The sequence below is a fragment of the Rhodococcus sp. T7 genome (assembly GCF_009872365.1).
Classification (GTDB): Bacteria; Actinomycetota; Actinomycetes; order Mycobacteriales; family Mycobacteriaceae; genus Rhodococcus_F.
Genome location: NZ_WXYH01000154.1, coordinates 19,733 through 43,646, shown reverse-complemented (window position 1 = coordinate 43,646; position 23,914 = coordinate 19,733). Strand labels below are relative to the sequence as shown.

17 protein-coding genes are annotated in these 23,914 nt (G+C 69.5%); 12 read left to right on the top strand and 5 right to left on the bottom strand.

Translation table 11 applies throughout. From position 1 onward, the window contains the following. Window positions 1–7 precede the first annotated feature (7 nt). Both MLGJGCBP_RS16930 and metH read right to left on the bottom strand, forming a co-directional pair. The gene (locus tag MLGJGCBP_RS16930; RefSeq protein WP_160097063.1) at window positions 8–700 is read right to left on the bottom strand and encodes an HAD family hydrolase; all 693 of its coding nucleotides are present in this window, start codon (window positions 698–700) and stop codon (window positions 8–10) included. Then, the gene (gene metH, locus MLGJGCBP_RS16925; RefSeq protein ID WP_160097061.1) at window positions 693–4,262 is read right to left on the bottom strand and encodes a methionine synthase; all 3,570 of its coding nucleotides are present in this window, start codon (window positions 4,260–4,262) and stop codon (window positions 693–695) included. The genes MLGJGCBP_RS16930 and metH overlap by 8 nt, the downstream gene beginning before the upstream one ends. 51 nt (window positions 4,263–4,313) lie before the next feature. Here metH and MLGJGCBP_RS16920 point away from each other — a divergent pair, with 51 nt between their 5' ends. The 6 genes from MLGJGCBP_RS16920 to MLGJGCBP_RS16895 all read left to right on the top strand — a co-directional run bounded on the left by MLGJGCBP_RS16920 (window position 4,314) and on the right by MLGJGCBP_RS16895 (window position 12,305). Continuing rightward, window positions 4,314–5,255 (top strand): PAC2 family protein, encoded by a 942-nt coding sequence (locus MLGJGCBP_RS16920; RefSeq protein ID WP_087556992.1) that lies wholly within the window; start codon window positions 4,314–4,316, stop codon window positions 5,253–5,255. After that, the gene (locus MLGJGCBP_RS16915; RefSeq protein ID WP_160097059.1) at window positions 5,252–6,403 is read left to right on the top strand and encodes an MFS transporter; all 1,152 of its coding nucleotides are present in this window, start codon (window positions 5,252–5,254) and stop codon (window positions 6,401–6,403) included. The genes MLGJGCBP_RS16920 and MLGJGCBP_RS16915 overlap by 4 nt, the downstream gene beginning before the upstream one ends. 90 nt (window positions 6,404–6,493) lie before the next feature. Further along, a complete protein-coding gene (gene nirB / locus MLGJGCBP_RS16910; RefSeq protein WP_160097057.1) occupies window positions 6,494–8,989 on the top strand; it encodes a nitrite reductase large subunit NirB in 2,496 nt (831 codons plus the stop codon). Continuing rightward, window positions 8,986–9,312, top strand: coding sequence for a Rieske (2Fe-2S) protein (locus MLGJGCBP_RS16905; protein ID WP_160097055.1), 327 nt, complete (start codon window positions 8,986–8,988; stop codon window positions 9,310–9,312). Before nirB ends, MLGJGCBP_RS16905 begins: the two co-directional genes overlap by 4 nt. 124 nt (window positions 9,313–9,436) lie before the next feature. After that, window positions 9,437–11,623 (top strand): acyltransferase family protein, encoded by a 2,187-nt coding sequence (locus tag MLGJGCBP_RS16900; RefSeq protein ID WP_160097053.1) that lies wholly within the window; start codon window positions 9,437–9,439, stop codon window positions 11,621–11,623. A gap of 94 nt (window positions 11,624–11,717) precedes the next feature. Continuing rightward, the gene (locus MLGJGCBP_RS16895; protein ID WP_160097051.1) at window positions 11,718–12,305 is read left to right on the top strand and encodes a carboxymuconolactone decarboxylase family protein; all 588 of its coding nucleotides are present in this window, start codon (window positions 11,718–11,720) and stop codon (window positions 12,303–12,305) included. Here the strand turns inward: MLGJGCBP_RS16895 and MLGJGCBP_RS16890 are convergent. Next, the gene (locus MLGJGCBP_RS16890) at window positions 12,290–12,730 is read right to left on the bottom strand and encodes a DUF3224 domain-containing protein (protein WP_087556997.1); all 441 of its coding nucleotides are present in this window, start codon (window positions 12,728–12,730) and stop codon (window positions 12,290–12,292) included. The two genes, MLGJGCBP_RS16895 and MLGJGCBP_RS16890, sit on opposite strands and share 16 nt — an antisense overlap. Before the next feature lie 65 nt (window positions 12,731–12,795). On the opposite strand from MLGJGCBP_RS16890, the gene MLGJGCBP_RS16885 reads away from it, so the two are divergent. Then, complete coding sequence (locus MLGJGCBP_RS16885) at window positions 12,796–13,596, top strand: helix-turn-helix domain-containing protein (RefSeq protein WP_160097049.1); 801 nt, start codon at window positions 12,796–12,798, stop codon at window positions 13,594–13,596. A gap of 12 nt (window positions 13,597–13,608) precedes the next feature. Here the strand turns inward: MLGJGCBP_RS16885 and MLGJGCBP_RS16880 are convergent, their stop codons facing one another. Continuing rightward, a complete protein-coding gene (locus tag MLGJGCBP_RS16880) occupies window positions 13,609–13,821 on the bottom strand; it encodes a hypothetical protein (protein WP_087556999.1) in 213 nt (70 codons plus the stop codon). 72 nt (window positions 13,822–13,893) lie between these two features. Further along, window positions 13,894–14,484 (bottom strand): helix-turn-helix domain-containing protein, encoded by a 591-nt coding sequence (locus MLGJGCBP_RS16875; RefSeq protein WP_087557000.1) that lies wholly within the window; start codon window positions 14,482–14,484, stop codon window positions 13,894–13,896. Between the two features lie 47 nt (window positions 14,485–14,531). Here MLGJGCBP_RS16875 and MLGJGCBP_RS16870 point away from each other — a divergent pair, with 47 nt between their 5' ends. From MLGJGCBP_RS16870 to MLGJGCBP_RS16850, 5 genes are all read left to right on the top strand, one after another. Then, window positions 14,532–15,380, top strand: coding sequence for a class I SAM-dependent methyltransferase (locus MLGJGCBP_RS16870; RefSeq protein ID WP_160097047.1), 849 nt, complete (start codon window positions 14,532–14,534; stop codon window positions 15,378–15,380). A 187-nt stretch (window positions 15,381–15,567) separates the two neighbouring features. After that, entirely contained in the window at window positions 15,568–16,725 is a 1,158-nt protein-coding gene (locus MLGJGCBP_RS16865; protein ID WP_087557002.1) for a hypothetical protein, read from the top strand. Between the two features lie 175 nt (window positions 16,726–16,900). Beyond that, window positions 16,901–18,352, top strand: coding sequence for a TIGR02677 family protein (locus MLGJGCBP_RS16860; RefSeq protein WP_087557042.1), 1,452 nt, complete (start codon window positions 16,901–16,903; stop codon window positions 18,350–18,352). Next, a complete protein-coding gene (locus MLGJGCBP_RS16855; protein WP_160097045.1) occupies window positions 18,349–19,743 on the top strand; it encodes a TIGR02678 family protein in 1,395 nt (464 codons plus the stop codon). The genes MLGJGCBP_RS16860 and MLGJGCBP_RS16855 overlap by 4 nt, the downstream gene beginning before the upstream one ends. Next, a complete protein-coding gene (locus tag MLGJGCBP_RS16850) occupies window positions 19,740–23,897 on the top strand; it encodes a TIGR02680 family protein (RefSeq protein ID WP_160097043.1) in 4,158 nt (1,385 codons plus the stop codon). Before MLGJGCBP_RS16855 ends, MLGJGCBP_RS16850 begins: the two co-directional genes overlap by 4 nt. Window positions 23,898–23,914: the final 17 nt, after the last annotated feature.

Here is a 23,914-nt window from a genome sequence, read left to right as displayed (position 1 = left end):
AGACTACCTAGAGACGCACACCGCTCGGCTGCGCCCAGGCCTCGGCGAGATCGGAACCGGTGAGACCTTCGAGACTGTCCCGGAACACCCGCCCGGGGCCGTCGGCCACCGGGATCTCGCACGGGACGATCAGGACGACGCATCCCGCGGCCTGCGCGGACGCCGCGCCGGTGGGCGAGTCCTCGATGGCGAGGCACTGCGACGGATGCAGCCCGAGCAGTTCGGCGCCCCGCAGGTACGGGTCGGGATGCGGTTTGCCTGCCGGCACCTCGTCGCCACACACGGAGTGGTCGAAGTGGTGCCTGCCGAGCGTCTCCAGTGCCCGCTCGGTGAGGCGGCGCTCGGTGTTGGTCACCAGCGCCGACCTCAGGCCGTGGGCCCGGGCGGTCCGCAGTGCGTCGTGGGCGCCCGGCCGCCACGGGATGCCGTCGCCGAACAGTTCCTCGACGCGGGTGAACATCCATTCCTTGGCCTCGGCGAGTGCGGCCGGATCCCGGTCCAGTCCGAGGGCGTCGAAGATGACACCGAGCGCGTTGGCGCTGGACGCACCGATCGTCTTCAGCCGGGTCTCCTCGGTCATCGGCCCGCCGAGGTGCAGCGACAACTCTCGGACCGCGACGTCCCACATCTTCTCGGAATCGAGCAGCGTTCCGTCCATGTCCCACAGCACGCCTGCGAGACCGTCGAATGCGTCAGACATTGAAGTACTTGGCTTCGGGGTGGTGCAGCACGAACGCATCCGTCGACTGCTCGGGATGCAACTGCAGTTCCTCCGACAACTTCACACCGATTCGTTCCGGTTCGAGGAGAGCGACCATCTTCGCGCGGTCCTCCAGGTTGGGGCAGGCGCCGTACCCGAAGGAGTAGCGGGCGCCGCGGTAGGCGAGGTCGAAGAATCCGGACACGTCGGACGGGTCCTGCTCGGCGACGTTGTGGCCGCCGGGCAGCACGAGTTCTTCACGGACCCGTCGATGCCAGTACTCGGCCAGCGATTCCGTCAGCTGCACGCCGATGCCGTGCACCTCGAGGTAGTCGCGGTACGAGTTGGCGGCGAACAGTTCGTTCGCGAAGTCCGCGATCGGCTGCCCCATGGTGACCAGCTGCATCGGGAACACGTCGACCTGACCGGTCTCCTTCGCCTCGGTGCGGGACCTCACGAAGTCCGCGACGCACAGGAACCGGTCCCGGTGCTGGCGCGGGAAGGTGAACCGGAAGCTTTCCTCCGCGTCGGGCGCCGGTTCGGTGAGCACGACCACGTCGTCGCCCTCGGACACCGCGGGGAAATAGCCGTACACGACGGCGGCGTGGGCGAGGATTCCCTCGGTGCTCAGCCGGTCGAGCCAGTACCGCAGGCGGGGGCGGCCCTCCGTCTCCACCAGTTCCTCGTAGGTGGGACCGTCGCCGGAACGCTGCCCGCGCAGACCCCACTGCCCGAGGAACAGGGCGCGCTCGTCCAGCAGCCCGGCGTAGTCGGACAGCGAGACCCCCTTCACGATCCGGTTTCCCCAGAACGGGGGGCTGGGGACGACGATGTCGGTGGCCACGTCGGACCGTTCCGGCACCTCGACCGGGGTCTCGGCGGCCTTGCGCTTCTCCGCGATCCGCTTGGACCGTTCGTGGCGGGCCTTGCGTTCGGCCGCCTTCTCCCGGGCCGCGATCGCTTCCGGACTGTCCGGGTCGGGCCCGCCGCCGCGCTTGACGGCCATGATCTCGTCCATCTTGTGCAGGCCCTCGAACGCGTCGCGCGCGTAGCTGACGTCGCCCTCGTACACCTCGGCCAGGTCGTTCTCCACGTACGAGCGGGTCAGCGCGGCACCGCCGAGGAGGACGGGGAACTTCTCCGCGACGCCCTTGGAATTGAGTTCCTGCAGGTTGTCCTTCATCACCACGGTCGACTTCACGAGCAGACCGGACATGCCGATGACGTCCGCCTTCTGCTCGATCGCCGCGTCGAGGATCGTCGCGATCGGCTGCTTGATGCCGAGGTTCACCACGTCGTACCCGTTGTTGCTCAGGATGATGTCGACGAGGTTCTTGCCGATGTCGTGGACGTCGCCCTTCACGGTGGCGATGACGATGCGGCCCTTGCCGTCCTCGTCGGTGGCCTCCATGTGCGGTTCGAGGTACGCCACGGCCGCCTTCATCACCTCGGCGGACTGCAGCACGAACGGCAACTGCATCTGCCCGGACCCGAACAGTTCGCCGACGGTCTTCATGCCGGACAGCAGGGTCTCGTTGATGATCGCGAGCGGCGGCTTTTCTTCCATCGCCGCGGTGAGGTCGTCGTCGAGGCCGTTGCGTTCACCGTCGACGATGCGCCGTTCCAGCCGCTCGAACAGCGGCAGCGCCGCCAGTTCCTGGGCGCGGGATTCGCGCGCCGACGCCGCGGAGACGCCCTCGAACAGTTCCATCAGCTTCTGCAGCGGGTCGTAGCCCTCGCGCCGACGGTCGTAGACCAGGTCGAGGGCTGTTTCGCGCTGTTCGTCGGGGATCCGTGCCATCGGCAGGATCTTCGAGGCGTGCACGATGGCCGTGTCCAGGCCCGCCTCGGTGCACTCGTGCAGGAACACGGAGTTCAGCACCTGACGGGCGGCGGGGTTGAGGCCGAACGAGATGTTGGACACGCCGAGGGTGAAGTGCACCCGCGGGTGCCGCTTCTTCAGTTCGCGGATCGCCTCGATCGTCTCGATGCCGTCGCGGCGGACCTCTTCCTGACCGGTGGAGATCGGGAAGGTCAGTGCGTCGATGATGATGTCGGACTCGTCGAGGCCCCAGTTCGCGGTGATGTCGTCGAGCAGACGCTCTGCGATGCGGACCTTGTGCTCGGCGGTGCGTGCCTGGCCCTCCTCGTCGATGGTCAGCGCGACGACGGCGGCACCGTGCTCCTTGACGAGCCGCATGATCTTCTGGAACCGCGAGTCCGGTCCGTCGCCGTCCTCGTAGTTGACGGAGTTGACGGCGCACCGGCCACCGAGGTGTTCGAGGCCGGCCTGCAGAACCGCGGGCTCGGTGGAGTCGAGCATGATCGGCAGCGTCGACGACGTCGCGAACCGGCTAGCAAGGGCGGCCATGTCGGCGGCGCCGTCGCGCCCGACGTAGTCGACGTTGAGGTCGAGCATGTGGGCGCCGTCGCGGGTCTGATCCTTCGCGATGTCGAGGCACTTCTGGTAGTCCTCGGCGAGCATCGCCTCACGAAATGCCTTGGAGCCGTTGGAGTTCGTGCGCTCACCGATCATCAGGATGCTGGCGTCCTGCTCGAACGGCACCGCCGAGTACAGCGACGACGTCCCCGACTCGTGCACCGGGTTGCGCGCGGCCTTCTCGACGAGGCGGACCGCTTCGGCCACCTGCCGGATGTGCTCCGGGGTGGTGCCGCAGCAGCCGCCCACCAGACCGAGACCGAACTCGGTGACGAAGCCGCTGAGCGCCTCGGCGAGTTCCTCCGCGGTGAGCGGGTACTCGGCGCCGTTCGGGCCGAGTTGCGGCAGTCCGGCGTTGGGCATCACCGACACGGGCAGGGAGCTGTACTTGGACAGGTGGCGGAGATGTTCGCTCATCTCGGCGGGACCGGTCGCGCAGTTGAGTCCGATCATGTCGATGCCGAGCGGCTCGAGCGCGGTCAGCGCGGCACCGATCTCGCTACCGAGCAGCATCGTGCCGGTGGTCTCGACCGTGACGTGGGTGATGATCGGCAGCCGCGACCCGAGCGTCTCCATCGCCCGCTGACTTCCCAGGATGGCCGCCTTCACCTGAAGCAGGTCCTGGCAGGTCTCGACGAGGATCGCGTCGGCGCCGCCGTCGATCATGCCCATCGCGGCCTCCGCGTAGGCGTCGCGCAGGATCGCGAACGGAGCGTGGCCGAGCGTCGGCAGCTTGGTTCCGGGCCCCATCGAACCGAGGACGAACCGGCCCATGCCGTCGCGTCCCGACCCCATCTCGTCGGCGACCTCACGCGCCAGCCGGGTGCCCTTCTCGGCCAGTTCCCGGATACGGTCCGAAATGTCGTAATCGGCGAGGTTGGGGAGGTTGCACCCGAACGTGTTGGTCTCGACGGCGTCGGCCCCGGCCTCGAAATACGCGCGGTGGATCTCTTTCAGCACGTCAGGGCGGGTGTCGTTGAGGATTTCGTTGCAGCCTTCGAGCCCGAGGAAGTCGTCGAGCGTGAGGTCCGCGGCCTGCAACATGGTGCCCATGGCGCCGTCGCCGATGACAACGCGCTGGTTCAACGCATCGAGCAGGGCAGAGTGAAATGGCGCAGACATGCCGTCCAGACTAGTGGGCGCGCGAACCAATGCTGGCCGTAGGCTGGGTGGGTGAGTTCCAGTGAGTTCCCCGTCACGCCTGCGGGCCCCGACGACGACACCCCCGACACCGCCGACGACGGTGCCATCGACAGCGCCGTGCCCGTACTTCGTGACCCTGTTCTCGTCGCCGCCTTCGAAGGCTGGAACGACGCCGGCGACGCCGCGAGCGGAGCCGTCGAGCACCTCGAACTGACCTGGGACGCCCAGCCGCTGGCCGAGCTGGATTCCGAGGAATACTACGACTACCAGGTCAATCGCCCCACGGTCCGGCAGGTCGACGGTGTCACCCGGGAGATCGTGTGGCCGGCCACCCGGCTGTCGGTGTGCTCGCCCCCCGGCAGCGACCGCGACGTGGTGCTGCTGCGCGGAATCGAGCCGAACATGCGCTGGCGCAGCTTCTGCGACGACCTTCTCGAGCTGATCGATCAACTGCAGATCAACACCGTGGTGATCCTCGGGGCGCTGCTCGCGGACACCCCGCACACGCGGCCGGTCCCCGTGACGGGCAGCGCGTACAGCAGCGAGGCCGCCGAGCGGTTCAAGCTCGAGCAGACCCGCTACGAGGGGCCGACCGGGATCACCGGGGTGCTGCAGGACGCGTGTGTCCGGGCGGGTGTGCCTGCCGTGTCGTTCTGGGCGGCCGTGCCCCATTACGTGTCCCAGCCGCCGAACCCCAAGGCGACGGTGGCACTGCTGCAGCGCGTCGAGGACGTCCTGGACATCGAGGTGCCCCTCGGGGAACTCCCGTCTCAGGCCGACGACTGGCAGGAAGCCGTCACCGAGATGACCGCGGACGACGAGGAGATCGGCGACTACGTCCGCTCCCTCGAGGAGCGCGGCGACGCCGAGACCGACATCTCCGACGCCATCTCGAAGATCGACGGTGACGCGCTCGCGGCCGAGTTCGAACGGTATCTCCGCAGGCGTGGGCCCGGCAGCTTCGGGCTGTGACGAAGAACTCGTCCGAGTCGCTTCGTTCCTCGCTCCAGCGCACGGCCCTCTACGCCGGTGGCTTCCTCGGCCCCTTCGGCGGCGGTGTGGTCGCCTCGATCCTCCCCGAGATCGGTGACGACCTCGGCGTGAGCGCATCCGCCGCGGCGGGGTCGCTGACGGCGTACCTGCTGCCGTTCGCGTTGCTGATGCTGGTGTCGGGCACGCTGGGCGCCCGGTGGGGACAGATGCGGACTGTGCGGATCGCGTACGGCGTCTACCTGCTGTCGTCGCTGGCCTGCTTCGCGGCGCCGACGCTGCCGCTCTTCCTCGGCGCCCGCGTGCTCCAGGGCTGTTCCAACTCGTTCACGACGCCGCTGCTGCTGGCCGCGCTCGCCGCCTCGACGCCGAAGAAGCACCTCGGCCGCGCGCTGGGGATCTTCGGCGCCTTCCAGGCCGCGGGACAGTCGAGTGCCCCGCTCGTCGGCGGCCTCGCGGCGGAGGTCGACTGGCGACTCGCGTTCCTCGTCATCGCCCTCGTGGCCGCGGTGCTGGGTCTCGTCGGCGTTCCCGACAGCCCGCCCGCCGAGCCGGGGGCGGCGCGCCCGCGACTGCGGGACGCCCTCACCCCGTCGGTGCTGAGAATCGGGGTGGTCGCACTGCTCGGCTGGGGCGCTCTCGGTGGGCTGAGCTTCCTGGTCGCCTTCCGCGCCGAGGACGTGTTCGGTCTGAGCCCCACCCAGCGCGGCCTGCTGCTCACCGGGTTCGGAATTGCCGGCATCCTCACCGCACGACTCGTCGGCGGTGTCATCGACAAGATCGGAGCCCGGGCCGCCGTGTTGATCGGCGCATTCGTCGGGGCGGCTCTGGTCGCCGTCGCCGGGACCGTATCGCTCCTCGCCGTCGTCGCCGTGGCGTGGTTCGCGGCCGGAACCGCAGGTCAGTTCATCCTGGTCGGCGTCAACGCCGCCGTCCTCGGATCGCCGGGCCCGAACCGGGGCGGCGCGGTGTCCGTCGTGCAGGCGTTGCGGTTCACCGGCAACGCGCTCGCGCCGATCACCCTCACCCCGGTGTACGCGGTGTCGCCCCCGGCCGGCTTCCTTCTGCCGGCCCTGCTCCTCGCCGTGCTGGCCCCTCTGCTGATGCCCCGCGACCGACCACCTGTCTGACACGCTTTCCGGGAGTGCTGTGAGGTGTTCCTGATACCGACGTAACGTGCACGCAGCCGTTACGACACTCCCGGGGCGCAGCCTCTTTGCATGGCCCACACACCGAGTTCGAGCAAGCTGCTGGTCGTCGGCAACGGTATGGCCGGCGCCCGCACCGTCGAGGAGATCCTGAACCGTGGCGGGCGCGAGCGGTTCGAGATCACCATGATCGGCGACGAGCCGTACGGCAACTACAACCGGATCATGCTCTCGCACGTGCTGTCCGGGGAGGCGGCGGTCGACGACGAGAACCTGATCCTCAACCCCATGGGCTGGTACACGGCGAACGGTGTGAAACTCCACGCCGGTGACCGGGCGGTCTCACTCGACCGGTTCGCGAAGACCGTCACGTGCGAGAGCGGCCGCGTCGTCGACTACGACGTGCTGATCGTCGCCACGGGAAGCAACACGTTCTTTCCCAACATGGACGGACTGCGGGAGCACGACGGACGCCTGGCCCGCGGGGTGTTCGGATTCCGCAACATCGCCGACACCAACGGCATGCTGCAGATGGCGCAGGCACGCGACGACGTGTCCGCGGTGGTGATCGGCGGCGGGCTGCTCGGGCTCGAGGCCGCGTACGGGCTGCGGACCCAGGGACTCAGCGTCAACGTCGTGCACTCCCCCGGGCACCTGATGAACCAGCAACTCGACGAACGCGGCGGCAGCGTCCTCCGCGCCGAGATCGAGAAACTCGGCGTCGGCGTCCACACCTCGATGCGGACCACCGCCGTGCTGCGCGACGACGCCGGCTTGGTGACCGGCGTGTCGTTCGTCGACGGCTCCACACTGGACGCCGACATGGTGGTCGTCACCGCGGGAATCCGACCCAACACCGAACTGGCGCGGGCCGCCGGCCTGGTGGTCGAGCGCGGGATCGTCGTCGACGACCAGATGCGCTGCGAGGACGAGGGTTCCGTGTACGCCGTCGGCGAGTGCGCGCAGCACCGCGGAGAGACGTACGGCCTGGTCGCCCCCGTATGGGAGCAGGCGGTCATCCTCGCGGACGTGCTCACCGGCTCCGATCCGGAAGCGGCCTACGTCGGTTCGCGCACCACCACCCAGCTGAAGGTCGCCGGGGTGGACGTGGCCGCGATGGGCGTCAAGGGACCCCAGACCGCGGACGACGAGTTCGTCCAGTACTACGAACCGCGCAGCGGCACGTACAAGAGCCTCGTCGTCCGGGACGGAAAGCTGATCGGCGCCACCCTGATGGGCGACATCAGCAAGGCAGGCTTCCTCACGCAGGCGTTCGACGGCAAGGTGCCGCTGCCCGAGGAGCGCATCAGCATGCTCTTCGACGTCGGGGCGCCGGGCGCCGCGACGAGTGTCGCCGACCTTCCCGACGACCTGCAGGTGTGCAACTGCAACGGCGTGAGCAAGGGCGACCTGGTGGCCTGCGTCCACTCCGGCGCCAAGACCCTCACCGACGTCTGCGCCCAGACCCGCGCGGGCAAGGGCTGCGGGTCGTGCAAGGGACTCGTCGCCGACATCGTGGCCTGCGCCGCCGGCGGCGAACTCGAAGCCGATCCCTCCGCCGACTGGTACGTGCCGTGCATCCCGATGAGCAAGCCCGAACTCATCGCGACCATCCGGGACCGCGATCTGCGTGCCGTGTCCCAGGTGTTCGCCGAACTCGCGACGGACGCGCAGGAGGACGCGTCCGCGAAGATGCCGCTCGCGTCCCTGCTCCGCACGATCTGGGGTCCCGACTGGGTGGACGAGCGCGGCGCCCTGTTCATCAACGACCGCGTGCACGCCAACATCCAGCGCGACGGCACGTTCTCGGTGGTCCCGCAGATGAAGGGCGGCGTCACCACGCCGGATCAGCTCCGCAAGATCGCCGACGTGGCCGACAAGTACGGTGTGCCGCTCGTGAAGGTCACCGGCGGGCAACGCATCGACCTGCTCGGCATCAAGAAGGAGGATCTCCCCAAGGTGTGGGGCGACCTCGACATGCCGTCCGGGTTCGCGTACGGCAAGAGCATGCGCACGGTGAAGACGTGCGTCGGAACCGATTTCTGCCGCTACGGTCTCGGCGATTCGACGAGCCTCGGCATCGCACTCGAAGAGCGGTTCCAGGGCCTGGAGACGCCCGCGAAGCTGAAGCTCGCGGTGGCCGGCTGCCCCCGCAACTGCTCGGAGGCCCTGTGCAAGGACTTCGGTGTGGTCGCGGTCGGCGACGGCCGCTGGGACATCTACGTCGGCGGCGCCGCCGGCGCCCACATCCGCAAGGGCGATCTGCTGGCCACGGTCGAATCACCGGACGCCGTGATCGAACTCGGCGGGCGATTCATCCAGTACTACCGCGAGAACGCGAAATGGCTCGAACGCACCTACGATTTCGTGCCGCGGGTGGGGCTCGAACATCTTCAGGCGCTACTGGTCCGAGACGAGGAGGACATCGTGACGGGATTGGACGAGCGGATCCAGACGGCGGTCGACGGCTACCGGGATCCCTGGAAGGAGCGCAGCGCGCCGAAATCACCCGCACAGTTCGCTCCCTCGCTTCCGCTGCTGCCGCTCCCCCAGGTGCCGGTCCGATGACCGCCCTGATCGAGGGTCCCGCCGAGGTCGCGGTGGGACCGGTCAGCGACCTGACACCGGGCGAGGGCCGGACGTACGTCGTGCAGAATCGGCAGGTGGCCGTATTCCTGCTGTCGGACGGCACGGTTCGGGCAATGGACGCGGTGTGCCCGCACAAGGGCGGTCCCCTCGCCGACGGACAGATCGACGCCACCGGCGTGATGTGTCCGCTCCACCAGTACGCGTTCGCCTTCGACACGGGCGCCTGCGGATCCGAGAGTGTGGGCTCGGTCCGCACGTACCCCGCCTCGGTCCGCGACGGGTCGGTCGTCGTGCACGTGTGAAAGTTCGCCCGATTGCGCTCTGCCCTGGTACGGCGTGCCTTTCGGGAAAGTTGCGGCACCGCTGTCATCATGAGGCCAGTGCTGCAGCTGAAGGGGATCGTCGCGTGGACAGATCGCAGATCGAATGAGTACCGTCGCCAGTCCGGAACAACGGGGCCGATCCGGTGACCACCCTCAGGCCCGTGACCGGACCGCGGGAACCGTGTTCCGTACGGACATCGAGGGTCTGCGGGCCGTCGCGGTGCTGGCCGTGGTCTTCTTTCACGCGGGTGTGCCCGGCATCGACGGCGGATTCGCGGGTGTCGACATCTTCTTCGTCGTCTCCGGGTTTCTCATCACCGGAGTGCTGTGGCGGGACGTGGCGGCCACCGGCCGCGTGGGGCTGGCCGAGTTCTACGGTGCGCGTGCCCGGCGGCTGCTGCCCGCCGGGTGCGTCGTGCTGGTGGCCACCGCAGTAGGCGCCGCCCTGCTCCTTCCCCCGCTGCAGGCCCGTGCGGTCCTCGGCGACGGCATCGCCAGCGCGCTCTACGTCGGCAACTACCGGCTCGCGCTGCACGGCACCGACTACCTGGCCGCCGACACACCCCCGTCACCGTTCCAGCACTACTGGTCGCTGGGCGTCGAAGAGCAGTTCTACCTGCTGTGGCCTGCGCTGATCATCGGGGTCGCCTGGCTCGTGCGGCGCAGAACACGACGCCGGGGCCCGGACCACGCACCGTCGACGACCCCGTATCTGGTGGTCCTCGCGCTGGTCGCGACGGTGTCGTTCGCGCTCTCGCTCGACTGGACCCGCACGCTGCCGCCGTGGGCGTTCTTCTCTCTGCCCGCCCGCGCCTGGGAACTGGCCGCGGGCGGGTTGGTCGCGCTGTCGGTTCGGCACTGGCGGCGGCTGCCGCCGGTGGTCGCCGCAGCCGCCGGATGGGCGGGTCTCGCACTGATCGTCTTCGCCTGTCTTCGGCTGGGCGAGAAGACGCCCTACCCCGGCACCGCCGCGCTGCTGCCCGTTCTCGGCACGGTGCTGGTGATCGGTGCGGGCTGTGCCACACCGCGGCTGGGAGTCGGCCGGGGCCTGTCCCTGCCACCGATGCGGGCGGTCGGTCAGGTGTCCTATTCCTGGTATCTCTGGCACTGGCCGGTGCTGTTGCTCGCGCCGATCGTGCTCGGCCGTTCTCTCGATCTGACCGATCGGCTGGCGATGGTCATGGTGTCCGCAGGTCTGGCCGGCTTGACACTGGCCCTGGTCGAGAACCCGGTCCGCTTCGCGGCTCCGCTGCGTCGCTCGGCCTCGCGCAGCCTCGTCCTCGGCGGCGCCGTCACCGCCGTCGCCGTGTGCGCGGCACTGGTACTGCTGGTGGCCCGGCCGGTCCCGGTCGGACACGGCGCCGCGGCCGCGGCCCTCACCGTGACGGCACCGGTCGAATCGGCCACTCCCGCAGTCGATCCGCGCGACGCGGCAGTGCACGACATGACCGCGCAGGTGCAGGCGGCGGTTGCGGAATCGGCGGGACTGCAGGCGGTTCCGTCGAACCTGTCGCCACCGCTCGCCGACGCACCGGCCGACAAGCCTGCCGTGTTCGTCAACGGCTGCGTACGGTCGTGGCTCGAGGTGGGGCAGGACGAGTGCGCATCGGGTGACGTGACATCTGCGACGACGGTGGCGCTCGTCGGTGATTCGCATGCCGCGATGTGGGCGCCGGCGTTCGAAACGGCAGCCGAACAGAATCATTGGCGGCTGGAGACGATGGGCAAGGTCACCTGCCCACTCCTCGACCTTCCCCTCACCAGCCCCTACCTCGGGCGGGAATACAGTGAGTGCGAGCAGTGGCGCGGCGAGATCCTCGACCGGCTGCGGACCGAGCGGCCCCGGTTGGTCGTGCTGAACATGTCCCGGCGGTACGGCGCCGATTTCGGTTTCAGCGTCTATGGCGGGCCCTGGCTCGACAGCCTGACCCGGTTGGTCACGGAACTCCGGGCCACGGGTGCGGCCGTCCTGGTCCTCGGGCCCGTCCCGGATCCGCAGTCGACAGTGCCGACGTGCCTGTCCGCGCACCTCGACGACGCGACTGCCTGCGCGCCGCCGCGGCCGGTCGCGGTCAACGACGCCGGGGTCGCGGCCGAGGCGGCCGCCACCGCGGCAGGCGGCGGACGGTACGCCGATCTCACCACCCTGTTCTGCACCACCGAGCGCTGCCCGGTGGTCGTCGGCAACGACCTCGTGTACCGCGACGACAACCACCTGACGCTCGAACACGCGCAGGCACTCTCCCCCGTGATCGCCGCGCTGGCCGACCGCGCACTCGCGCAGGGCTGAGGGGCGGCCGGCGAAAAAATTTCCGGTTCGGATGTCACATTCGGCGCGTGGCCGGTGTCTCTATGCCGAGAACATTCGAACCGAGGAGGAAATCATGGCCAGAATCCCGCAGGCAGAATTGACCGGCGTCTACGGTGCGGTCGTCAAGCGGATGTCCCGCAAGATGCTCGGGGACGTGCCCGAGGGGGTGGGGGTCGTGTGGCACAACCGCAAGGTGACGAACTTCAGCTTCAGCGTCGGCCGGCAGGTACAGAAGTGGGACCGGTGCGACGAGAATCTGAAATCGTTCGCCCACATGGCGGTCGCGAGCATGGTCGGCTGCGCCTTCTGCCTGGACTACGGCTACTTCCAAGCCCACAACAAGGGGCTGGACGAGACGAAGGCACGCGAGGTGCCCCGATGGCGTGAGTCCGACGTCTTCACCCCGTTGGAGCGTGACGTGCTGGAGTACGCCGAGGCGATGACGCTGACCCCGCCGACGGTCACCGACGAACTGTCGGCCAGGCTCCTGGAGGCGCTCGGCCCAGCCGCGATGGTGGAACTGACCGCGTTCATCGCACTGACGAACTTCATGACCCGCTCCAACACCGCGATGGGCATCGAGTCGCAGGGCCTCGCGGCGTCGTGTGGCCTGAAACCACTGAGCGAACGCCCGACGACCCGAACTCAGCCGACGTCGTAGGACAGGACGAATTCGTAGCCGCCCTCGCCGGGTCCGGCGATGGACAGGTCCGCGCTGCCACGCAGGCCGGTCAGACCGCCCGTGCCCATACCCGGCACCACCTCGATCCGTGCCGACACGGAACCCTGGTCCTGGCTGCCGAGGTGCTGGAACACGCACGTTCCGTCGTGCCCGCCGATCGAACCCTCGAAGCGCTCGAGGCCGAGCACCGGGGCAGCATCGGCCTTGTACGCGATCAGGTAGGCAACGGTGCTCGTTCCCTCGATGTCCCCGGAGTACGAATATTCGACGGCCGCTCGGGTGGCGCCGCGTGCGGGGTAGTAGGTGTCGCCGGCGGTCGTACCTTCGCCGTCGATGTCGGTGATCACCGATTCGGACCACGCGGCGATGGTGAATTTGCTTCGAGCAGTGTGTGAGTAGCTCATGTCAGGAGACTTTAGGTCCACGACGGCATGGCGTTCTTGAACATTCGCGACACTAGGATGGTCGAGTGCCGAACATGCCAGGACATCCCGAGGCGATCGTCCGCCCGACCGCCGCCGCACCGGGGTTCGAGGTCGAACGGGTCGCTCCCCGAGCAGATTTGGCCGAGTTCGTCGACTACCACTGGCTGGTGAGGTGGTCGGTGCCGAAACCCCATCGGCAGCAGGTCGTGCCTCAGCCTCGCGTTCACATCGCCGCCGAGGACGGGCAGTTGCTGGTGCACGGGATCTCCCGGTCGCCGTTCTACCGCACGTTGACGGGGCACGGCCACGTGCTGGGAGCCGCCTTTCACGCCGGCGGCTTCCGGCCGCTGTTGAAGGGCAGTCTCGGCGCGATCTCGGGAACCGTCCAGCCCGGACGGGATTTGCTCACCGGTGACGATCGCCCGGTCGCGGAACGGATCCTCGCCGGCACCGACAGCGCGGAAATGATCGACGCCTTCGAGCGGTACCTTCTGCGCACCGATCCGGTTCCGGATCCCACGGGACGGGAGGTCACGGCCCTGGTCGGCGACGCCCAGCGCCGCCGGGACGTCGTCCGTGCAGACCAGCTCGCCGCACACGCCGGCTGTAGCCTGCGCACCCTGCAACGGCTGTTCACCGAATACGTCGGCATCGGCCCGAAATGGGTGATCCAGCGGTTTCGCATCCTCGACGCGGCCGCCGCCGCCCACTCGGGCGAGAGGATCGACTGGTCCGCGCTCGCCTACGAATTGGGGTTCAGCGACCAGGCCCACCTGACCCGGGCCTTCACGCAGGTCGTCGGCACACCGCCCGCCACGTATCAGCGCGCGCACGGCCTGCTGTAGCGCCTCCGCCGATCAGCCGGCGAAGCCGAGACCCCGCTCCGCGAGCTCCTCCCCGAGAATCCGGATCGCCTTCGGTCCGACGCCGTGGATCTTCAACAGCTCCTCGGCGGTGACCGTCGTCAGTTGATCGAAACGCGTGTAGCCGTGGGACGCGAGCTCACGACGGGAGACCTTCCCCATGCTCGCCGGGAACTCCGTCTCGCCCGCGGTGTCGGAAGACGACATGTCCGTCCTTTCTCCTCGGCGTGCGCCGATGCCGCCCACATCGTATGGGGCCGTATGTCACCGGCGCGTACGTCACGCCGGCGGCGCGTCGTCCGCGGCGTGCAGGTGTGCCCGCTCCCCGTCGTGGTCGAAGATCGTGAGGATCTCCACCGGACCGTCGTGAGCGCCGATGGAATGCGGCACCATGGTCGAGAACTCCGCTGCGGCACCCGCTTCGATCAGGATGGTCCGCTCACCCAGTTGCAGGCGGGCCGTCCCCGACAGAACCGTGAACCACTCGTGACCAGGGTGCACGCACACGTGGTCCGGGCCCGCGGGCCGTTCGGGGGTGATACGCATCTTCGCCACGGTCGCGCCGTGGAGGGCGCGTTCGCGGGACAGGAGCCAGGTCGTGAGGCCGCGCGTCTGTTCGGGCATCGGCCGGATCACCACGTCCTCGTCGTCGACGGACTCGACGAGCTGATCGAGCGTGGTGCCGAGAGCCCGCGCGATCGGAACCAGCTGGTCGAGGGCGATCCGTCGGTGACCCGTCTCGATGCGGCTCAGGGTGGACGGACTGAGGAAGCAGCGGGCGGCGAGCGCGTCGAGGGACCAACCGCGGGCCAGTCGTAGGCCCCGGATGCGCTGCCGGATCACACTGTCCAATCCCAGTTCTTGCGTCATACGCAAGAGTGTATGCGCATAGAGCAGAACGCGGCTAGCCTGGAGCCATGACACAGCACTCGCATCACCATGGCGGGCACCACGGCGGGCACACATCGGCCCATGAAGCCGCTCTGCCGGACCTCCTCGATCTGGACGCCGAGATCTTCGGCTCCTATCTGGACCAGGTGGCCGACTGGGCCGAGCTGCGGGTCCGGGAGACCCCGCGCCGGGTCGTCGACGTGGGCGCGGGAACGGGCGTCGGCAGCCTGACGCTGGCTCGGCGGTTCCCCGCCGCCGAGGTCATCGCGATCGACAGGTCGGAGGTGATGCTCGACCGCATCCGCACAGCCGCGCGCGAGCAGGGCCTGCCTTACCGGGTGAGCGTCGTGCACGCCGATCTGGATGCCGGATGGCCCGCGGTCGAGGCCGCCGACGTCGTGTGGGCGGCTTCCTCGTTGCACGAGGTCGCCGACCCCGACCGGGTGCTCCGCGACATGCACGCCGCGATGAACCCCGACGGCGTGCTGGTGGTCGTCGAGATGGACGCTCTGCCCCGCCTCCTGCCCGAAAACCTGGGCATGGGCCGCCCGGGCCTGGAGTCGCGCTGCCACGACGCCCTGGCGCGGATGGATTGGAACGCGCACCCCAATTGGCGAGGCCACATCGAGCGGGCCGGTTTCGTGGACGTCGAGGAACGCAATTTCACCAGCGAGGCAACTTCGGCGCCGCCGAACGCCGGACGCTACGCACGCACCTTTCTGAGCCGTGTTCGCTCCGCCCTCGACGGACAACTCGCCGCCGACGACCGCGACACTCTCGATCGCCTCCTCTCGGACGACGGCCCCGACTGCGTCCTGCACCGCGGCGACCTGACGGTCCGCGGCAGCCGGACGGCCTGGATCGCCCGACGGTGACCTGACCGATCACTCGCCGCAGGCGGAAACTCGCCGACTGTGTGCAATACGACCACGCCACGCCGCGCGTGATGGCGCGCACAAGCACCCTCTGGTAGCAGGATGTACATCTTGTGGCCTCACCGACCGAGTCGGACGGGCCTGACGGAAGTCGCAATCCGTTCGCAACACGAATAGGGGTTCTTGCATGTCCATGGGAGTCGGGCTCAGGATCGGCAGTGTCGTGTCCACCGCGGTGGTGGCGTCGAACGATCCAGGGTCCCCGGATCCGGTCGTCATCGTCCGCGACACCGTCCTGCACATGTGCCCGGACGGCACCGCAATTCTCGGCGGATCGGCGCCGCACACGATCGGCGACACCCACACCGTGTCGGGGTTTCTTCCCCGCGTCGGCGACCCGGCCGGTGTCGCGGTGGGCGACGGATCGCGGTATCGCGCAGAAGACCTGGTCGCGGGTGCGATGCGCTGCCTGCTCCGCGAGTGCGAACCTCTCCCCGACCACGGTGGCCGGACGGGCGGCGCCCCCGACATCATGGCCACCTATCCGACCCGCTGGGACTCGGCCGCGGTCGCAGCGCTCCGCGACGCGCTGGACTACGCCGACATGTCGTACCTGTCCCTGGTCTCGGACGCCGAAGCGGCCGCGGCCTGGTTCGAATCCGAGATCGCCGAGCGCCCCGGGCAGTTGGTCGGCATCTATCACGTCGACGACACCGGATCGACGGTCGCGCTGATTCGCTCGGGTGTCGAGGCAGGCAAGGCGTTCCGGTTCTCCTCGGGGGGCTCTCCGACGGCCCAGATCGCCACCGCGCTCGGTGCGTTCGGCTGGCTGCCCGGCAACCTCGATGCCGTGGTCGTCACGGGCGACGGCTTGATCGCGAGGGACTCCGCGGCCGTTCACGGATTCGCGGCCACGATCGGCGAGAAGTTCGACGTCCGGTGCGTCGTCGGCCCGGGCCCCGAGCAGACCTCGGCGCTCGGCGCCGCCATCCGCGCCGCCGGGTTCAATCCGACCACCCACCGGGTCACCCCGATCGGCCTGCCGCCGTCGTACGACGTCACCGAGGTGATCGACGCCGTCGTCGGCGAGCCCGTGCCGTCTACCTCCACAACCCCGAACCGGCCCGCCCCCCGCACGCAGAACCCCGCGCCCGCCGCGGCGGTGGGCACCTCCCCCGCACGGGCGTCGGGCGGAACGGCGGTCGCGACGCCGCCGGAACCGCGCGCCGTCGAGCAGTCCGGGGACGATTCCGACAGTGCCTCCCGGGCGTCCTGGCTCGTCGCCGCGGCGGTCGGGCTGGCGCTCGTGCTGGTCGCGATCGTCTTCGTGCTGTTCGTCCTCTGATTGCCCGCCGCTCGTCGTCGGGAGATGTCGGTGCAGGTCGGCACGGCGTTCGCTCGACCGCTGCACGACCGCATAACCTGTCACGGTGAGTGAATCAGGCAGCGATCCAGGTCGGTCCCCGTCGGGGCTGCGCGCCCCGCGTCCGGCGGTCGCTCCCCCGCTCCGGGACGACCGGCTGAAACTGTTCTCCTTCGCCACCGCGGAGAAGCGGGCGGAGTACCTGTGGGTGCTGCGGGCCTTCGACCACGCCCGCGCCAACTACATCGTGCTGCTCCACGCGGGCGACGTCGCCCGCATCCTGGACGGCCTCGCCACCGAGGACCCGGCCGGGCAGCTCGGGGCCGGCGACGTCACTCCCCTGCTCGAGCAACTCCACGTCTGGGAAGTGCTCGAGCGCAGCTACGACGGAACGCGCGCCGCGACGCTCGCCGAATACCGGAACCGGCACTTCGTGTACCAGTTCAGTCAGGCCGGCTACCAGGTGTTCCGGGCCGTCGAGGACGCACTCGCCGCCCGCCTCGACGACGCGTCGCTGTCCCGGCTGGCGCTTCCCGACCTCCTCGCCGACATGAACGACCTGGCCGCGGCGAATCGCGCCGCCGACAACGACCTGGTGTACCGGAAACTCAACCGTCTCGATGCGACGCTGTCCGACATGGCCGGACGGGCGGCCCAGTTCTATCTGACGCTGGGCGATCTCGTCCGGACCACGGAGATCACCCCTGAGACGTTCATGTCCCACAAGGACGCTCTCCTCACGCACATGCGCGAATTCAGCTCCGACCTGTCGAGGTATGCGCCGAAGCTCGCCGCGGCCATTGCGCTCGTGGAAGGCACCGACGTCGAGGCGATGGTGACGCGGGCCGCCGCCAGCGACGAGCGGATGTTCCTCGATGTCGAAGAGCGCAAAGCCGATTGGCGCGCGCGGTGGGCCGGGTTGACGCATTGGTTCGTCGGGAGCGAGGCGGGTCCGAGCGAGTCGGAACGCCTGCGCGAGGGCACGATGAGCGCCATCGCCGCCGTCCTGTCGCTGTTGCGCCGCGTCACCGAGACCCGCAAGGGCGGCGTCAGCAGGGAGAGCCAATTGCGGCACCTCGCAGGCTGGTTCGCCGCGACTCCGAACGAGGACGCCGCGCACGCGTTGTTCCAGGCCGTGTTCGACCTCGGGCGTCCGCGCCATCTCTCGATGGTGCATCCGGACGCCGACATCATCCCCGACACCCGGTCGTGGTGGGAGGCGCAGCCCGTGGAGATCTCCCGCACGCTGGCCGAGACCGGACGTCCCCCGTCCCCGGGCCTGCCCGCGCGGGTGCAGCGCAACGAGGGCAGCGTGCGCCGTCTGCGGGAGGAACAGCTGACCGCACAACGAAATCGCGCGGCCGCCGCCCAGTCGCTGGCCCGGGGCGGAGTCTACGAGCGGGAACTCGACGAGGCCGAAACCGACGTGCTGCTGAGCCTGCTGAACGCCGCACTGACGGCGCGGGTACCGGTCAGCGGCCGCGTCAAGAGCAGCACCGGATCGGAGAACGGCGTGAAGCTCACCCTCAGCCCGCACAGCGAATCGACGGTGGTGCACACCGCCCGCGGACGTCTGCACCTCGACGGACTGCAGGTGAGCGTTCGGTGAAGGCACGGGAGATCTCACCGCTCGCCCTCGATTCGTATCAGCGCGCCGCCCGCGTCATCCTGTCGAATCATCTGGTGACGCAGACCTATCCGGATCGCATCGCGCTTCCCCTGCTCCGCCGGTGGGCCACCGAACTGCGCGAAGATCTGATGACGCTCTTCGGGTACCGGCTCGAGGTCACCGAGACGACCGCCCGCCTGTTCACGGTCAGCGACCGACTCGACGCCGGGACCCCGGCCAAGACGGCCACCGACCGCACGTTCGACCGGTACCGCTACGCCTACCTCGCGTTGGCGCTGGCCGCGTTGGGTCGCGCCGGGAACCAGATCACTCTGTCCGAACTCGCCGACCACGTCGCCGCCGACGCCGCGCAGGTCGACGGGGTGGACCTGTCCACCGAACGCGCGTCCGACCGGGACGCGTTCGTCGACGCCGTCGGCTGGCTCGCGGCCCGCGGCGCGATCGAACTCGCCGACGGTGACGCGGGCGGCTGGGCCGCCAATCCCGATGCGGGCGAAGCGCTCTACGACATCGACCGGTCCGTCGTCATCGCCCTGTTCCGGCCGCCGCGCGCGCTGCAGCATCTCCGCTCCATTCGCGGTCTGCTCGCCGGCGCGGAATCGGTGACCGACGACGACACCGCGGAGTTCGGGACATCTCGAACGGTCGACGTGAAGGAGACGACGCGGCGGGTCCGGCGCGCTCTCGTCGAACGGCCCGTCGTCTACGCCGCCGACCTGGACGACCACGAACTGGTGCAACTCGCGCTCCCCCGGACCGCAGCCGATGTCGAGTTGCTCACCGGACTGGTCGCGGAACGGCGCGAGGAGGGCGTCGCGATGATCGACTCGTCCGGACGGCTCTCCGACGTCCGGTTCCCGGGGACGGGGACGGTCGCGCAGGTCGCGCTGCTGCTCGCCGGGGAGATCGCCGATCGCGTCCTCGATCCCGACACCCCGGAGATCGCCCGGATGCCGTTGCCGCGGGGCCGGTCCGAGGACCTGGTCGAACAGGTCGACAGCGCGATTCCGCAGTCCGGGATCTTCGACAGCCTGGCAGGCCACGACGGAGTCGAGCCCGCGGAGCCCGCCCCCGCCGACCGGCTCTTCCCGGTCGTCGAGGACGAGTGGATCACCGGCATCGTCCGGACCCTGACCGACAGATTCGGGCGCACGTTCGCCGCCGGGTGGCAGGCAGACCCGGACGGCCTGGGCCGCGCCGCGCTGGCGTTGCTCGAGCGGCTGCGTCTGACCGCGGCGGTGCCGGGCGGCGTGCTCGCGCTCCCGGCGCTCGCCCGCTACCGGGGTGTGGTGGTCACGATCCGCGACCGCACACCGGAGATCGACCTGTTCCAGAGCTCAGCGAACGACAGCGAGGACATCACAGCATGACGAGTGCGCGTTTCCGGCCCACCCGCGCCGGGATCATCAACCTCTGGGACTACCGGGATCAGGAGTTCTCCTTCGCCGACGGCCGCCTCGTTCTCCGCGGCCCCAACGGTTCCGGCAAGACCAAGGCGCTCGAGGTGCTGTTCCCGTTCGTCTTCGACGGCAGGATCGAACCGCGTCGTCTCAACCCGTTCGCAGGCGAGGAACGGACCATGAAGTCGAACCTCCTGTACCGCGGACAGGAGAGCGCGCACTCGTACGTCTGGATGGAGTTCTGCCGCGGCGCGAAGGACGACCCCGAGGCCGTCACCGTGGGCATCGGCATGCGCGCCTCCCGCACCAACGACAAGGTCACGCGCTGGTACTTCGTGGCCGACGGCCGGGTCGGCGTCGACTTCTCCCTGCTCGGCAGCGACGACCGTCCGCTCACGAAGAAGCAACTCGGCGAGCAGATCGGCACCGACTCCATCACCGACCGGCCGCTCGACTACCGCGCCGCCATCGACGCCCGCATGTTCGGGCTCGGTGTCCAGCGCTACGACCAGCTGATCAACCTCATCCTCACCCTGCGCCGCCCACAGCTCGCGAAGAATCTCGACCCCAAGGGACTGTCGCAGGCACTCACCGACGGTCTGCGCCCCCTCGACGAACAACTGGTCCTCGAGGCGGCGCGCTCGTTCAGCGACATGGAGGAGGTCGGCCGGGCACTCGAGGGGCTGGCGGCGGCGGACCAGGCGGCGCAGAGCTTCGTCGACGTGTACGCGAAATACCTTCGCCAGCAGGCGCGTACGGACGTCGACCAACTCGCGACCCGTCTCGACGCGGTGCGGTCCGGCATTACCGCCCTCCACGGGGCGGCAGCCGACCGGGCGCGCAGCCAGGCGAGCCGGGAGGCCGCCGAAGAACGCTTCACCGCCGCCGACCGCGCACTCGACCAGGCCAACGCCACCCTGGACGCGCTGAAGCGCTCGACCGCCTACGAGGGGCGGACGCAACTCGACGACCTGGCGCAGGCCGTGTCGACGCTCGAGAAGTCGACGGAACTGCAGGCCGAGAAGGCACGCAAGGCCAAGGCGGCCCTCGAACAGCGGTCCGAGGAGCACGCGAAGGCGGGCGACGCCGTCACCCGCGCCGTCGAGGCGCTCGCGCACGCCGAGGACGAACTTCACGCCGCCGCCGAGGACGCCGGAATCACCTGGACCGCACTCCCCGAAGACGCGCGCGCCGACCAGTTGACCGCGGCGCTGCGCGGGCACGCCGAGGAACGCGACGGCGACCTGCGCGCGGTCCGGGCCGCGCTCGCCACCGTCGAGAAGGCCGCCACCGAGCGGACCCGCGCCGACGACGCAGCACGTCGCGGCCAGGAGCAACTCGACACCGCGAAGGTGGCCGTCCTCGAAGCCGAGACCGCGGTCGAATCGGCCCGCAGCCGATGCGCCACCGACCTCCGCTCCTGGTGGACGGAACACTCGTCTCTCTACGCCGAGATCGAGGCGCCCGCTGCACTGTTCGACGCACTGGACACCGCCCTCCGCGGGATCGGTGACGACGACGCCGCCACTCTGTCGGAGACGCTGACGGAGCAGATCACGGACGCCGTCGACGCACTCCGGATGCGTCGTCAGCAATCCGACCGGGACGGCGCCGCCGCGGCCGCGGCGATCGCCGAACACGAATCGGCGCGCGCGTCAATCGAATCCGAGCATGACGACGCCCCGCCGCTCCCGGCAGGCAGGCACGACACGCGGTCCCGGCTGACCGGTGCGCCGCTGTGGCGTCTGGTCCGGTTCGCCGACGGTGTCGACGCCACGGTCGCGGCGGGAATCGAGGCCGCACTGGAGGCCGCGAATCTCCTCGACGGCTGGGTCACCGTCGACGACGCGCTCCCCGACGTCGAATCCGAACACTTCCTCGTGGCCCTCCCCTCCGAAGCGCGGCCGGCCGGCAGAACTCTCGCCGACGTCCTCGACGTCGAGCAGGACACCGGTGTCCCCGACGAGCGCGTGCGCGCAATCCTCGAATCCATCGCCCTCGAATCCCTCGACCTCGCCGAGGGTCCGGTCGGAGTCGCTGGGGACGGGGCGTACCGCCAGGGGATCCAGCGGGGACGCCACACGAAATCGGATGCGGAGTACATCGGAACCACGGCGCGGGCCCGCAGGCGTGCCGCTCGCATCACCGAACTCGACAGGACGCTGGAAGAAGCACGGGCGTGGCTCGACGACACGAGGGCATCCGCGGATGCGGTGGCAGCGCTGCTGACGCGGACGACCGCGGCAGCGCAGGCCCTGCCCCGAACCGGATCGATCCTCGCCGCGCTGAAGAAGGTCACCGAATCGGCAGGCGCGCTCCGCAGCCGCACCGACACCGCGACAGCCGTCGGCCGCGAACTCGACCAGGCCATCGCCGACCTGTCCGCGAAGGAAAAACAACTCCGGGCCACCGCATCCACGCACCGGACTCCCCACATCGCCCGAGAGATCGACTCGCTCGCCGCGGCAGTGCGGCATTTCGAGAAGCAGGGCGAGATGGTGCAGCGCTGCAGGCGCGAACACGGCAAGGAGGTCGAGCACACACGCCAGTCGGAGGCCCGCCTGCACGAGGCGCGCGGCAACGCGGAGGAATTCGCGGAGGAGGCCGCCATCGCCGAAGAGGTACTCGCGCAACAGATCCAGCGCCTCGAGACGCTCCGCGACACGCTCGGCGCGGGGGCCGAGCAACTGGACCGGCAACTCGAGGAGGCGCATGCGCGGATCGAGGCGTGCAAGAAGGAGCAGCGCGACGCCCGCAAAGCGGACAAGGATGCGGGCGAGGCGATCGGTAAGGCCGAGGGCGCGTACAACACCGCCGTCCAGACGCTCCGGCTGGCGCTCACCGAAACCCACGCGGACGCCGCCCACCTCGCGCCGTACGCCAGGCGCGACCTGCTCGAACTCCTCGGCGTCGACGGCGGCCACACCTGGCCGGCCAGCGCGGCCGCGTGGATGAGCGCCGAACAGCTGGTGTATCGCATCCAGAACGCCGACCAGGACACCCCGATCCTGCCGCCCGAAGCGGACGCGCTGTTCCGCGCACTGGACGGCGCCACCGAATCGGTCCGGGTCAGCGACTCGGCACGCAAGTCGACGCGCACGGCGCTCACCACCGCGCTGCAGGACTTCGACGCACAACTCGCGGCCGCCGGCCAGGACTACCGCCTGCAGTGGGACGCGCCGGACGGCCTGACGGTGGTCCAGGTACAGGACGACGAGGGGTACTCGTCGATCGGCGAGTTCGCCGCCCGCATCGCGTCCGCGCGCTCCGACCAGGAACTGCTGCTCACCGAATCCGAGCGTCGCATCCTGGAGGACGCGCTGCTCACCGGTCTCGCCCAGCAGATCCACGAACGCACCGTCGACGCCCGCGAACTCATCGCCCGGATGGGCACCGAGATGCGGGAGCGGCGGATGTCGTCCGGCAACACCATCGGCGTCCACTGGGTTCTCGCCGACAACCTCGACGACAGCGCGAAGGCCATCTCCAAGCTGCTCGAGCGCGACACCTCGGCGCTCGGCCCGGACGAACTCGCCACGATGCGCGCCCACTTCGCCCACCAGATCAGGACCGCCCGCGCCGCCCACCCGGAACGGTCGTACCCGGAGATCCTGGCGTCCGCCCTCGACTACCGGCGGTGGCGGGTGTTCTCGTTCACCCTGATCAGCGGGAACGGCAACGAGGACAGGCTGACGGTCGCCCGGCACAGCGCACTCTCCGGCGGCGAGCAGTCCGTCTCACTGCACCTGCCGCTGTTCGCCGCAGCACACGTCATGCTCGACTCGGCCGACCCGCACGCCCCGCGACTGCTGGCGCTGGACGAGGCGTTCGCCGGCGTCGACGACAACGGCCGGGCCGAACTGCTCGGCCTCAGCGTGCAATTCGACCTCGACCTGTTCATGACCGGGTTCGACCTGTGGATCACGTACGGCGGCGTCCCGGGTTGCGCGCACTACGACCTGGCGCACTCGACGGCCGAGCAGAGCGTCAGCGCCACCCTGCTCGTGTGGTCCGACGGTGAACTACTCGCCGAACACGACGGCACCGACCTGGCGCAGGCGCTCGGTTCGCCCCTGCGCCGGCGCGTCCCGACGCCGGCGGAGGGCGCGTTCGAGTTCGCCTGACCCGTGAGTACTTCTTA

Bases quoted from the DNA above. Each gene is read 5' to 3' on its own strand.
- MLGJGCBP_RS16880 (WP_087556999.1), bottom strand. From the start codon at position 13,821: ATGTCGTCTTCCGACACCGCGGGCGAGACGGAGTTCCCGGCGAGCATG.
- MLGJGCBP_RS16875 (WP_087557000.1), bottom strand. From the start codon at position 14,484: ATGACGCAAGAACTGGGATTGGACAGTGTGATCCGGCAGCGCATCCGG.
- nirB (WP_160097057.1), top strand. From the start codon at position 6,494: ATGGCCCACACACCGAGTTCGAGCAAGCTGCTGGTCGTCGGCAACGGT.
- MLGJGCBP_RS16865 (WP_087557002.1), top strand. From the start codon at position 15,568: ATGTCCATGGGAGTCGGGCTCAGGATCGGCAGTGTCGTGTCCACCGCG.
- metH (WP_160097061.1), bottom strand. From the start codon at position 4,262: ATGTCTGCGCCATTTCACTCTGCCCTGCTCGATGCGTTGAACCAGCGC.
- MLGJGCBP_RS16930 (WP_160097063.1), bottom strand. From the start codon at position 700: ATGTCTGACGCATTCGACGGTCTCGCAGGCGTGCTGTGGGACATGGAC.
- MLGJGCBP_RS16900 (WP_160097053.1), top strand. From the start codon at position 9,437: ATGAGTACCGTCGCCAGTCCGGAACAACGGGGCCGATCCGGTGACCAC.
- MLGJGCBP_RS16895 (WP_160097051.1), top strand. From the start codon at position 11,718: ATGGCCAGAATCCCGCAGGCAGAATTGACCGGCGTCTACGGTGCGGTC.
- MLGJGCBP_RS16870 (WP_160097047.1), top strand. From the start codon at position 14,532: ATGACACAGCACTCGCATCACCATGGCGGGCACCACGGCGGGCACACA.
- MLGJGCBP_RS16905 (WP_160097055.1), top strand. From the start codon at position 8,986: ATGACCGCCCTGATCGAGGGTCCCGCCGAGGTCGCGGTGGGACCGGTC.
- MLGJGCBP_RS16890 (WP_087556997.1), bottom strand. From the start codon at position 12,730: ATGAGCTACTCACACACTGCTCGAAGCAAATTCACCATCGCCGCGTGG.
- MLGJGCBP_RS16850 (WP_160097043.1), top strand. From the start codon at position 19,740: ATGACGAGTGCGCGTTTCCGGCCCACCCGCGCCGGGATCATCAACCTC.